This is a genomic window from Nocardiopsis oceanisediminis (genome assembly GCF_048595525.1).
In the GTDB taxonomy this organism is placed as follows: domain Bacteria; phylum Actinomycetota; class Actinomycetes; order Streptosporangiales; family Streptosporangiaceae; genus Nocardiopsis_A; species Nocardiopsis_A oceanisediminis.
This window is the reverse complement of record NZ_JAFMZJ010000001.1, coordinates 5,977,862-5,989,838: the sequence shown is the minus strand read 5'-3', so window position 1 is coordinate 5,989,838 and position 11,977 is coordinate 5,977,862. Positions and strand designations below refer to the sequence as shown.

General features: G+C 69.9%; 13 protein-coding genes. All 13 read left to right on the top strand.

Features of this window, described 5'->3' with window-relative positions; genetic code table 11:
* Nucleotides 1-93: 93 nt before the first annotated feature.
* The 13 genes from prfA to atpD all read left to right on the top strand — a co-directional run bounded on the left by prfA (nucleotide 94) and on the right by atpD (nucleotide 11,940).
* A complete protein-coding gene (prfA, locus tag J0910_RS26135) occupies nucleotides 94-1,161 on the top strand; it encodes a peptide chain release factor 1 (RefSeq protein ID WP_420161188.1) in 1,068 nt (355 codons plus the stop codon).
* Nucleotides 1,158-2,015: a peptide chain release factor N(5)-glutamine methyltransferase gene (prmC, locus tag J0910_RS26130; RefSeq protein ID WP_420161187.1), complete on the top strand. Its 858-nt coding sequence runs from the start codon at nucleotides 1,158-1,160 to the stop codon at nucleotides 2,013-2,015. Before prfA ends, prmC begins: the two co-directional genes overlap by 4 nt.
* Nucleotides 2,016-2,070: 55 nt before the next feature.
* Nucleotides 2,071-2,937 (top strand): L-threonylcarbamoyladenylate synthase, encoded by an 867-nt coding sequence (locus J0910_RS26125; protein WP_420161186.1) that lies wholly within the window; start codon nucleotides 2,071-2,073, stop codon nucleotides 2,935-2,937.
* A 113-nt stretch (nucleotides 2,938-3,050) separates the two neighbouring features.
* Complete coding sequence (locus tag J0910_RS26120; protein WP_420161185.1) at nucleotides 3,051-4,238, top strand: glycosyltransferase family 4 protein; 1,188 nt, start codon at nucleotides 3,051-3,053, stop codon at nucleotides 4,236-4,238.
* Nucleotides 4,239-4,457: 219 nt separating this feature from the next.
* A complete protein-coding gene (locus tag J0910_RS26115; RefSeq protein ID WP_420161184.1) occupies nucleotides 4,458-4,919 on the top strand; it encodes a Cg1360 family ATP-synthase-associated protein in 462 nt (153 codons plus the stop codon).
* A 63-nt stretch (nucleotides 4,920-4,982) separates the two neighbouring features.
* A complete protein-coding gene (locus tag J0910_RS26110) occupies nucleotides 4,983-5,201 on the top strand; it encodes an AtpZ/AtpI family protein (RefSeq protein ID WP_420161183.1) in 219 nt (72 codons plus the stop codon).
* A 108-nt stretch (nucleotides 5,202-5,309) separates the two neighbouring features.
* The gene (gene atpB / locus J0910_RS26105; RefSeq protein WP_420162092.1) at nucleotides 5,310-6,152 is read left to right on the top strand and encodes a F0F1 ATP synthase subunit A; all 843 of its coding nucleotides are present in this window, start codon (nucleotides 5,310-5,312) and stop codon (nucleotides 6,150-6,152) included.
* 94 nt (nucleotides 6,153-6,246) lie between these two features.
* Nucleotides 6,247-6,465 carry an ATP synthase F0 subunit C gene (atpE, locus tag J0910_RS26100; RefSeq protein ID WP_420161182.1) on the top strand — a complete coding sequence of 73 codons (219 nt, stop codon included), beginning with the start codon at nucleotides 6,247-6,249 and terminating at the stop codon, nucleotides 6,463-6,465.
* Nucleotides 6,466-6,503: 38 nt separating this feature from the next.
* Nucleotides 6,504-7,049 (top strand): F0F1 ATP synthase subunit B, encoded by a 546-nt coding sequence (gene atpF / locus J0910_RS26095; RefSeq protein ID WP_420162091.1) that lies wholly within the window; start codon nucleotides 6,504-6,506, stop codon nucleotides 7,047-7,049.
* Nucleotides 7,049-7,855, top strand: coding sequence for a F0F1 ATP synthase subunit delta (locus J0910_RS26090; protein ID WP_420161181.1), 807 nt, complete (start codon nucleotides 7,049-7,051; stop codon nucleotides 7,853-7,855). Before atpF ends, J0910_RS26090 begins: the two co-directional genes overlap by 1 nt.
* Before the next feature lie 75 nt (nucleotides 7,856-7,930).
* Nucleotides 7,931-9,574 carry a F0F1 ATP synthase subunit alpha gene (gene atpA, locus J0910_RS26085; protein ID WP_420161180.1) on the top strand — a complete coding sequence of 548 codons (1,644 nt, stop codon included), beginning with the start codon at nucleotides 7,931-7,933 and terminating at the stop codon, nucleotides 9,572-9,574.
* 3 nt (nucleotides 9,575-9,577) lie between these two features.
* Nucleotides 9,578-10,492 (top strand): F0F1 ATP synthase subunit gamma, encoded by a 915-nt coding sequence (locus J0910_RS26080; protein ID WP_420161179.1) that lies wholly within the window; start codon nucleotides 9,578-9,580, stop codon nucleotides 10,490-10,492.
* 5 nt (nucleotides 10,493-10,497) lie between these two features.
* A complete protein-coding gene (gene atpD, locus J0910_RS26075) occupies nucleotides 10,498-11,940 on the top strand; it encodes a F0F1 ATP synthase subunit beta (RefSeq protein ID WP_017593581.1) in 1,443 nt (480 codons plus the stop codon).
* Nucleotides 11,941-11,977: the final 37 nt, after the last annotated feature.

Here is an 11,977-nt window from a genome sequence, read left to right as displayed (position 1 = left end):
GCCGGCCGCGCGCCCCTCCGGCGGCGCGCGGCGCGGCGCCGCACTGCATCCGCGCATCCGATCGGACACCACCTCGACGGGGACTGACGAAACGTGAAGCTGGACGACCTCCTGGGCGAGTACTACGAGCTGGAGCAGCAGCTCGCCGACCCCGAGGTGCACGCCGACCAGGCGCGCGCCAGGAGCCTGGGCAAGCGCTACTCACAGCTCACCCCGATCATCGCCGCCTACCGCGAGCTCAACCAGGTGGAGAGCGACATCGAGGCGGCCCGCGAACTGGCCGCCGAGGACGCCTCCTTCGCGGAGGAGGCCGAGCGGCTGGCCGCCGAGGCCGAGCGGCTCACCGAGCGGCTGCGGGTCCTGCTCGTCCCGCGCGACCCGGCCGACGACAAGAACCTCATCATGGAGGTCAAGGCGGGCGAGGGCGGCGAGGAGTCCGCGCTGTTCGCGGGCGACCTGGTCCGGATGTACCTGCGCTACGCCGAGCGCCGCGGCTGGAAGACCGAGGTCATCGACTCCACCGCCTCCGACCTGGGCGGGTACAAGGACATCACGATCGCCTTCAAGAACAAGGGGGCGCCCGAGCCGGGCGAGGGCGTCTGGCCCAACCTCAAGTTCGAGGGCGGCGTGCACCGGGTGCAGCGCGTCCCGGTCACCGAGTCCCAGGGCCGGATCCACACCTCGGCCGCCGGCGTGCTGGTGGTGCCCGAGGCCGAGGAGATCGACGTCGAGATCAACGACAACGACCTGCGGATCGACGTGTACCGCTCCTCCGGCCCCGGCGGGCAGAGCGTGAACACCACCGACTCCGCGGTGCGCATCACCCACATGCCCACCGGCATCGTGGTCTCCTGCCAGAACGAGAAGAGCCAGCTCCAGAACAAGGAGCAGGCGATGCGGATCCTGCGCGCCCGGATCCTGGCCGAGGCCCGGGCCACCGCGGACGCCGAGGCCCAGGCCGAGCGGAAGAGCCAGGTCCGCACGGTCGACCGCTCCGAGCGGGTGCGCACCTACAATTTCCCGGAGAACCGCATCTCCGACCACCGAGTCGGCTACAAGGCCTACAATCTCGACCAGGTCCTCGACGGCGACCTGAGCGGCGTGCTGCAGGCCCTCATCGACGCCGACACCAAGGAAAGGCTGGAGCAGGCCCAGTCATGAACTTCCTGCTCGACGAAGTCGCGCGGGCCACGCTTCGGTTGGCCGAGGCGGGCGTGGACTCGCCCCGCACCGACGCCGAGGAGCTGGCGGCCTTCGCGCACGGCGTTCGTCGAGGAGAGCTGCACCAGGTCGCCGACTCCGACTTCGACGCGCTGTACTGGGAGTGCGTGGCGCGCCGGGCGGCCCGGGAGCCGCTGCAGCACATCACCGGCCGCGCCTACTTCCGCTATCTGGAGCTCCAGGTCGGCCCGGGGGTGTTCGTGCCGCGCCCGGAGACCGAGATCATGGTCGACTGGGCGATCGAGACGCTGCGCGCCATGGACGTCGCCGACCCCCTGGTGGTGGACCTCGGCACCGGATCCGGCGCCATCGCGATCTCCATCGCCCAGGAGGTGCCGCGCTCCCGGGTGCACGCGGTCGAGCTGGATGAGGCGGCGCTGGCCTGGGCCGAGCGCAACATCGGCGCCACCGGCCACGGCGACCGGGTCACCGCGCACCGCGGCGACATGCGCACCGCGCTGCCCGAGCTGGACGGCCGGGTCGACCTGCTGATCAGCAACCCCCCCTACGTGCCCACCGAGGACGCCCCGGTCATCCCGCCCGAGGTCCGCGACCACGACCCGGCGCCGGCGCTGTGGTCCGGCAGGGACGGCCTGGACATGATCCGCGCCCTGGAAGGGGTGGGGCGCCGGCTGCTGAGGCCCGGCGGGGCGATGGCCGTCGAGCACGGCGACGGCCAGGGCATCGACATCCCCCGGCTCTTCCCCGAAGAGCTGGGCTGGCGCGACGTGCGCAACCGCAAGGACCTGGCCCGGAGGGACAGGTTCGTGGTGATGCGCCGCGCCGACGACTGACACGGCGGAGCGACACGGCGGCCCGGCGGCCGCCTTCGAGAACGGGGTGACATCCGTGAGCCGCAGCTACGACTGCGCCGACGACGAGGCGCGCAGGGACGGGATCGCCGACGCGGCGTCCACCGTGCGCAAGGGCGAACTGGTGGTCCTGCCCACCGATACGGTCTACGGGATCGGCGCGGACGCGTTCAGCCCCGCCGCGGTGGCCTCCCTGCTGAAGGCCAAGGGCCGCGGCCGGGACATGCCCCCGCCGGTGCTGGTCGGCTCGGTGCGCGCCGCGCACGCGCTCATCGAGGACCTGGGCGGGCACGGCCAGGACCTGATCGACGAGTTCTGGCCCGGACCGCTCACCATCGTCTGCCGGGCCACCCCCAGCCTCTCCTGGGACCTGGGCGACACCCAGGGCACGGTGGCGGTCCGGATGCCGATGCACCCGGTCGCCATCGAGCTGCTCAAGGAGACCGGCCCGATGGCGGTGAGCAGCGCCAACATCTCCGGGCAGCCGGCCGCGACCCGGGCCGAGGAGGCCGCGGAGCAGCTCGGCGACTCCGTCTCGGTCTACCTGGACGGCGGCCTGTGCGAGGGCGGCGTCCCCTCCACCATCGTCGACCTCACCTACGCGGTGCCCCGGGTGCTGCGGGCCGGCGCCATCCCGATCGAGCGGCTCCGCGCGGTCTGCGGCACCGTCATCGGCGAGGCCAAGCCGCGCCGCCGCCCCGCCCCCGACCCGGAGGCGGAGTCCGAGGCGGAGCCGGAGGCCGGCGCCGGGGAGGACCCGGCCCCGGCGGCCGGGGACGGCGCGCAGGGCGCGGCGGGCGGCGAGCCCGCGGAGGCCCCGGAGCGGGGCGCCGCCGCGGAGGAGGAGCGGCGGGACGGCCCCGGCCCGGAGACCGGGGAGTCCCCGGCGCGGCGGAGCGAGTAGGGTGCCGGGACTCCGGGGGAGTGCTAGTTTCGGGGGATCCGAAGATCCCCGCCGATGCGCGCGGCCGCCCGCGAGCCCGCGCGCGACGTCCGTGAAAGGCCACCGGTCACGCCGTGCGTGAGTACGCGCTCACCTTCGTCATCGCCGTGGCGGTCACCTATCTGCTGACCCCCTTCGTCCGGAGAGCGGCGATCGCCGTCGGCGCCGTGCCCCCGGTCCGCGACCGGGACGTGCACACCGAGCCGATCCCGCGGATGGGCGGCATCGCCATCTACGGCGGCTTCGCCGCCGCGATGCTGATCTCCGCGCAGCTCCCGCACCTGCAGGAGGTCTTCCGCACCGACACCGCGAAGATCTGGTCCGGGCTGCTGCTGGCCGGCGGGCTGATCACCGTCATCGGCGTCATCGACGACCGGTGGGGGATGGGCCCGGTGCCCAAGCTGGCCGGGCAGACCGCGGCCGCGGGGATCCTGGTCGCCCAGGGCGTGCAGCTGCTCTGGCTGCCGCTGCCCGGGATGCAGCTCTCGCTCGGCCCGTGGCTGGGCGCGGTGCTGTCGGTGCTGCTCATCCTGGTCACCATCAACGCGGTGAACTTCGCCGACGGGCTGGACGGGCTGGCCGCCGGCATCGTGGCGATCTCCGCGATGGCGTTCTTCGCCTACTACTACGTGGCCGCGGTGGACCGCGGGTTCGAGCGGCAGTCCTACCCGGCGATGATCGCGATCATCCTGGTCGGGGTCTGCATCGGCTTCCTGCTGCACAACTTCAACCCGGCCCGGGTGTTCATGGGCGACACCGGCTCCATGCTGCTCGGCCTGCTGCTGGCCTCCATCACCATCTCGGTCACCGGGCTGTTCCTGCCGGACCGCGAGGCCGCGGCCGCCGGCGGGATGAGCGGCTTCCACGCCCTGGCGGCGTTCCTCCCGGTGCTGCTCCCGCTGCTGGTGCTCGCGCTGCCGCTGGCCGACCTGGTGCTCGCGGTGGTCCGCCGCACCCTGGCCGGCAAGTCGCCGTTCGCCCCGGACAAGAAGCACCTGCACCACCGGCTGCTGGAGCTGGGGCACTCGCACAAGCGCGCGGTGCTGCTGATGTACCTCTGGGCGGCGATCATCGCGTTCGCCTCGGTGTCGCTCTCGGTGCTGGACTCGCCGCTGATGGTGCTGACCGTGACCGTTCTGGTGGCCGCCTGCGCAGTGGGACTGATCACGCTTCCGCGGCTGCGCCGGCGCTCGCTGCGGCGCCGGGCCGCCGAGCTCCGCGCCGCCGGATCCGAGCAGGCCGAAGGGGGGACCGGCGGCTGAGCGGAGTGTGAACTTCTGTGCTTTGCGGGTGCGGTTCCGGACTTGTCCGGGGGGTGGTGCCGGGGCACACGGAACACCCCATACCCTGGAGTAGCACCCGGATCCGGACAACCTGAACGCAGGTAAGCTATGCGTAAAGGACTCCCGGATCGGGGGCCGAAATCCTTGTGATAGCTTTCACGAGCAAGCACCCCACTGAACACCGACCGGAGCTCAGCCATGCAGGAACACGACGCCCGGATCCTCCGAGGCGCCGCGATTCCCACCGCCCTGACCGGCCTCATCGCGATGGCCCTTGGCTTCGCCTTCGCGGGGCTGCACGGGCTGCTCGGGGGGGTGTTCGCAACGCTGCTCGTGCTGGGCAGCTTCGCGGTGTCCGCCTATGTGATCGCGTGGACGGGTGAGCGCAACCCGCAGCTGCTGCTGCCGGTGGCGTTCCTGGTCTACACGACCAAGATCGGCGTCCTCGCGGTGGTCCTCCTGGTCTTCGGGGGGTCGACCGCGTTCGACCACACCGCCTTCGCGTTCTCCGCGCTGGCCTGCATCGTCGTCTGGCTCGGCGGGCAGGCCGTGGCGAGCAAGCGGGTCAAGCAGTTCTACGTGGAACCCGATCCGCAGCCCGCCGCGGAGCCCGAACGCGAAGGGGAGCAGGCCGCCGCGTCGCCCGGAGAACAGCGGTGACCCCCCTCCCCCGGGGGGATGTGCAAACGATTATCACCAACTGCTATCTTCCGGAGCGACGAGATGAGCGAGCGTGCGGACGCGAAGGGAGCCGAAGAGGCCCCGCGCGCCAATGCGATGACGGTCCTCTCGTATCTACTGGGGGGCCTGGCCTTCTGGGGTTTCGTCGGCTGGTTGGTGGATCTGGCGCTCGGCTTCGAGACGCTGTTCCTGCCCATCGGTCTCCTGCTGGGTCTGGTCGCTTCGCTCTACCTGATCATCACCCAGTACGTCCGGTCCTGAACGTCCAGCCCGGTAGCCGGCGGCTCCCCGAGAGCGGCGCGGCAGGGCCCTATAAATCGAGGATTGAGTTGCGTCACGACGAAAGGGTTCGCCGTGAGTGCTGACGTCATGTACAGCGCCGCCGGTGAAGAGGGCTGCCATCTCTTCAACGACTTCGGGTGCGGCTTCGAGGCCCCTGGCACCAGCCTCTTCTTCCCGACCCCCTGGGTGGACTTCGGCCTCCCGATGACCTCGGGGATCACCAAGTACACCCTGGTGCTGGTGGTCGCCCTGCTGGTCGCCGCGGGCTTCTGGTACTTCACCACCCGCAACGCCAAGGTCGTCCCCTCGCGGGGCCAGAGCATGGCCGAGCTGCTGGTGGGCTTCATCCGGGACCAGATCACCCGGAACACCATGGGCAAGGAGGGCGACAAGTTCCTCCCGCTGATGGTCACCCTGTTCCTGTTCATCTTCTGCATGAACGTGATGGGGATCATCCCCGGCCTGCAGCTGCCGGTCACCTCCAACCTGGCGTTCCCGGCGGTCCTGGCGATCTTCGTCTTCATCCTGTGGAACGCGGTGGGCATCAGGCGCCACGGCGCGGGCGCGCACTTCAAGGCGCGGCTGGTCCCCGGCGGCGTCCCGGCGTGGATCCTCCCGGTCGTGGTGCCGATCGAGGCGCTGTCGAACTTCATCATCCGCCCGGCCACGCACATGATCCGACTCTTCGCGACCATGTTCGCCGGCCACCTGCTGCTGGCGGTCTTCGCCGCGGGCGGCTGGTACATGTTCAACCTGTTCGGCGCCCCCAACATCGGCCTGGGGCTGCTCTCCACGGGCTTCTCCGCGATCGCGCTGATCGGGTTCCTGCTCTTCACGGCCTTCGAACTCTTCATCATGGCCGTCCAGGCCTATGTGTTCGTCCTACTGTCCTCCATTTACCTCGGTGAGGCCATGGAGGGTGCGCACTAATACGGTGCGCGCGCTTTACGACCCCAGTCCGGTAATCAACGTCAGTTCGGCGGCACAGAGCCCGTCGGCGTGTCTGAGTTAAAGAGGAAAAACAATGGAAATCACCGGTAGCCTCGCGACCATCGGTTACGGTCTCGCCGCCATCGGCCCCGGCATCGGCGTCGGCCTCATCTTCGGCATGGGCGTGCAGGCCATCGCCCGCCAGCCCGAGGCCCGCGGCATCCTGCAGGGCCAGATGATCTTCGGCTTCGCGGTCGTCGAGGCGCTGGCCATTCTCGGCTTCGTTCTCGCGTTCCTCCAGTCCGGCCAGTAGGCGCCTAACCGTACGCGACAACGAAGGAGATGCCAGCCGTGATCGGATTGGCTGCAGAAGAGAACATCCTCCGTATCCACGTGGATGAATTCGTCTTCGGCTCCATCGCCTTCCTCATCATCTTGGGCATCGTCTACAAGATGTGGCCCAAGCTGACCTCGGCTCTGGACGAGCGTGCCAACCAGATCGAGGGTGGCATCGAGCGTGCGAAGAAGGCCGAGGCGGAGGCGGAGGAGATCCGTCAGCAGTACCGCGAGAAGCTCGACGAGGCGCACCGCCAGTACGCCGCCGAGCTCGAGAAGGCCAAGGAGCAGCGCGCCGCCATCATCGCCGAGGCCCGGGATGAGGCACAGGTCGAGGCCCGACGCATCGTCGATGCGGCGCACGCTCAGATCGAGGCCGACCGGCAGCAGGCCATCGCCCAGCTGCGGGCCGAGATCGGAACCCTCTCCACGGATCTGGCCGAGCGGATCGTCGGTGAGTCCCTCTCCGACTCCGCTCTGCAGAGCCGCGTGATCGACCGGTTCCTGGACGAGCTGGAGCAGGGCGAGAGCACGACCTCGAACCAGGCCGAGGTGCGCTGATGCGTGGGATCAGCCGCACCTCCCTGGCCGAGGTCACCCGTCGCCTCGACGAGATCCTGCCCTCGGCCGACGCCGCGGCACTGGGACACGAGCTCTTCGAGGTCGTGTCCCTGCTCGGGGCCGAGAGCTCGCTCCGCCGCTGGCTGGCCGACCAGGCCAACCCGGCCGAGGCGAAGTCGCAGCTGATCGGCGAGCTCCTGGAGTCGAAGGTGTCGCCGTCCACGGTCCTCGTGGTCGGCGACATCGTCCAGGCCAAGTGGTCCCGCCCCCGGGACCTGCTGGACGCGGTCGAGCGGACGGCGGTCTACGCGACCGTCGCCTCGGTCCAGGCCGGCGGTCTGGACGGGCTGGAGGACGAGCTCTTCCGGTTCGAGCGGATCATCGAGGCGCAGCCGGAGCTGCGCGCCGCGCTGACCCTGGACGGGGTCGACGGGGCGCACAAGCGCACGCTCCTGGACGAGCTGCTCTCGGGCAAGGTCAGCGCCCCCTCGCTGGCCCTGATCACCGAGGCCGCGGTGCGTCCCCGGGGACGTACCCTGGAGCAGGGGTTGGAGCACTACCAGCAGCTGGTCGCCGACCGGGCGCAGCACTTCATCGCTGTGGTCCGGACGGCGGCGGCGCTGAGCGACGCCCAGCAGGAGCGCCTGCGCCAGGTCCTCACCAGGTCCTACGGCCGGCCCATCCACCTCAACATCGAAGTCGTCCCCGAGCTCGTGGGCGGCCTCTCCATCCGCGTAGGCGACGAGGTCATCGACGGCAGCGTCGCCGGGCGGCTCGCGGAGGTCCGCCGCCGCCTGGCCGGCTGACACGACGAATCACGCAACGCAATACGCACGGCGCCGGGTACAGCGGCGCCATACGAGAGCAAGGACATACCTGAGATGGCGGAGCTGACGATCCGGCCGGAGGAAATCCGGAACGCGCTGCAGCGTTTCGTCCAGTCGTACGAGCCCGACGCCGCCGCGCGTGAAGAGGTCGGAACCGTCACCAGCGCCGGTGACGGGACCGCCCGTATCGGCGGCCTTCCCTCGGCGATGGCGAACGAGCTGCTCGAATTCGAAGACGGCACCCTGGGCCTGGCCCTGAACCTGGAGATCGGCGAGATCGGCGCGATCGTCCTGGGCGACTTCACCGGGATCGAGGAGGGCCAGACGGTGCGCCGCACCGGCCAGGTCCTCTCCGTCCCGGTGGGCGACTCCTACCTGGGCCGCGTGGTGGACCCGCTGGGCCGCCCGATCGACGGCCAGGGCGAGATCGAGACCACCGAGCGCCGCGAGCTGGAGCTCCAGGCGCCCACCGTGATGCAGCGCCAGCCGGTCGGCGAGCCGATGCAGACCGGCATCAAGGCCATCGACTCGATGACCCCCGTCGGTCGCGGCCAGCGCCAGCTGATCATCGGCGACCGGCAGACCGGCAAGACCGCGGTCTGCATCGACACGATCATCAACCAGAAGTCGAACTGGGAGTCCGGCGACCCGAGCAAGCAGGTGCGCTGCATCTACGTCGCGGTCGGCCAGAAGGGCTCCACCATCGCCGGCGTCAAGGGCGCCCTCGAAGAGGCCGGCGCGATGGAGTACACCACCATCGTCGCCGCCCCGGCGTCCGACCCGGCGGGCTTCAAGTACATCGCCCCCTACACCGGCTCGGCCATCGGCCAGCACTGGATGTACGAGGGCAAGCACGTCCTGATCGTCTTCGACGACCTGACCAAGCAGGCCGAGGCCTACCGCGCCGTGTCCCTGCTGCTGCGCCGCCCGCCGGGCCGCGAGGCCTACCCGGGCGACGTGTTCTACCTGCACTCCCGGCTGCTGGAGCGCTGCGCCAAGCTCTCCGACGAGATGGGCGCGGGCTCGATGACCGGTCTGCCGATCATCGAGACCAAGGCCAACGACGTGTCGGCCTACATCCCGACCAACGTCATCTCCATCACCGACGGCCAGGTCTTCCTGGAGTCGGACCTGTTCAACCAGGGCCAGCGCCCGGCGATCAACGTCGGTGTCTCCGTCTCCCGAGTCGGCGGCGCCGCGCAGACCAAGGCGATGAAGAACGTCACCGGTTCGCTCCGGCTGGGCCTGGCCCAGTACCGCGAGCTGGAGGCCTTCGCCGCCTTCGGTTCCGACCTGGACGCGGTCTCCAAGCAGCAGCTGGAGCGCGGACAGCGCCTGATGGAGCTGCTCAAGCAGGGCCAGTACGCCCCGTTCCCGGTCGAGGAGGAGATCGTCTCGATCTGGGCCGGCACCTCCGGACAGCTGGACGACGTGCCGGTCGAGGACGTCCGCCGCTTCGAGCGGGACTTCCTGGACTACCTGGGCCGCGAGCACTCCGGGATCCTGGACAACATCCGGGAGTCCGGCAAGTTCGAGTCCGAGACCGAGGCCGCCCTGAAGGAGGCCGTCGCCTCCTTCAAGGAGACCTTCCAGACCAGCTCCGGCAGCATCCTCGGCTCCGAGGAGAAGGCCGAGGCGCTGGACGCCGAGAAGGTCGGCCAGGAGACCATCAAGGTCGCCAAGAGCGCCGGGAAGTAGCCCATGGGAGCACAGCTTCGCGTCTATCGGCGGAGGATCCGCTCGACCAAGTCGATGGCGAAGATCACCCGCGCGATGGAGCTCATCGCCACCACCCGCATCACCAAGGCGCAGCGGGCGGTCGAGGCGGCCGGGCCGTACGCGCGGGAGATCACCCGCGCCGTCTCGGCGGTCGCGGGCCGGGTCACCGACCACCCGCTGCTCACCGAGGCCGAGAAGCCGGCCCGGGCCGCCGTCCTGGTGATCACCAGTGACAAGGGCCTGGCCGGCGCCTACACGATGAACGCGGTCAAGGAGGCGGAGTCCCTCACCGCCCTCCTCCAGGAGCAGGGCAAAGAGGTCGTCACCTACATGGTGGGCCGCAAGGGCATCGCCTACTCCCGGTTCCGCGGGCGGCAGCTGGAGGCGGAGTGGGAGGGCCTCACCGAGCGCCCCTCCTACATGCACGCCAAGGAGATCGGCGCCGCGCTGATGGAGCGGTTCACCCAGGACACCTCCGAGGGCGGCGTGGACGAGATCCACATCGTGTCGACCGAGTTCGTGTCCATGCTGACGCAGTCGGCGGCCTCGCGCCGCGCCCTCCCCCTGGAGGTCGAGCCGGTCGAGCCCGCGGAACTCGCCAAGCAGCAGGGGGGCGCCCTCCCGCTGTACGAGTTCGAGCCCTCTGCGGAGGAGGCGCTGGACCAGCTGCTTCCGCAGTACGTGACGAACCGGATCTATTTCGCCCTCCTCGAGTCGGCGGCCTCCCAGTGGGCCTCGCGCCGCAACGCCATGAAGGCGGCCACCGACAACGCCGAGGAGCTTGTCAAGACCTTGACCCGCCAGGCCAACCAGGCGCGCCAGGCGGAGATCACGAACGAGATCAGCGAGATCGTCGGCGGTGCCGACGCTCTGGCTGGTGCAGCGGGGAGTGAGTGAGAGAAGTGACCACGACTGTTGAAGGGACCGCCGAGCCGGGCACGGCCACCGGTCGCATCGCCGCGGTCAAGGGCCCGGTCGTCGACGTGGAGTTCCCCGTCGGCTCCCTGCCGGACATCTACAACGCCCTCAAGACCGACGTCGTCGTCGGCGGCGAGTCCAAGACCGTCACCCTCGAGGTCGCCCAGCACCTCGGTGACAACCTGGTCCGCACCGTCAGCCTCGCCCCGCAGGACGGCATGGTCCGCGGCGCCGAGGTGCGCGACACCGGCGAGCCGATCAGCGTCCCGGTCGGCGACGTCGTCAAGGGCCACGTCTTCAACACCCTGGGCGAGTCCCTGGACGTGAAGACCTCCGAGCTGAACGTCACCGAGCGCTGGCCGATCCACCGCCAGGCTCCGCCGTTCGACCAGCTCGAGTCGAAGACCGAGATGATGGTCACCGGCATCAAGGTCATCGACCTGCTCACCCCGTACGTGCGGGGCGGCAAGATCGGCCTGTTCGGCGGCGCCGGCGTCGGCAAGACCGTGCTGATCCAGGAGATGATCACCCGTATCGCCCGCAACTTCGGCGGCGTGTCCGTCTTCGCGGGCGTGGGCGAGCGGACCCGTGAGGGCACCGACCTCTTCCTCGAGATGGACGAGATGGAGGTCCTCCAGGACACCGCGCTGGTCTTCGGCCAGATGGACGAGCCCCCGGGCACCCGTCTGCGGGTGGCCCTGTCCGCGCTGACCATGGCGGAGTACTTCCGCGATGTGCAGAAGCAGGACGTGCTGCTGTTCATCGACAACATCTTCCGCTTCACCCAGGCGGGCCAGGAGGTCTCCACCCTGCTCGGCCGCATGCCGTCCGCGGTGGGCTACCAGCCCAACCTGGCGGACGAGATGGGCCAGCTGCAGGAGCGGATCACCTCCACCCGCGGCCACTCGATCACCTCGATGCAGGCGATCTACGTGCCGGCGGACGACTACACCGACCCGGCTCCGGCGACCACCTTCGCCCACCTGGACGCGACGACCGAGCTCTCCCGCCCGATCTCGCAGAAGGGCATCTACCCGGCGGTGGACCCGCTGGCCTCCACCTCGCGCATCCTCGACCCGCAGTACGTGGGCCAGGAGCACTACGACGTGGCGCAGCGCGTGAAGGAGATCCTGCAGCGCAACAACGACCTGCAGGACCAGATCGCCATCCTCGGCATCGACGAGCTGTCCGAAGAGGACAAGATCATCGTGCAGCGGGCGCGGCGCCTGGAGCGGTTCCTCTCCCAGAACATGTTCGTCGCGGAGAAGTTCACCAGCAACCCGGGCGTGTTCGTGCCGCTGGAGGAGACCATCGAGTCCTTCAAGGGCCTGTGCGACGGCGAGTACGACCACCTGCCCGAGCAGGCCTTCCTGGACGTCGGCAACATCGAGATGGCCGTCGAGAAGGCGAAGACGCTGCAGGGCTAGGCGTTGGCGGGAGGCGGGCATCCGGGGCACCGGGCGC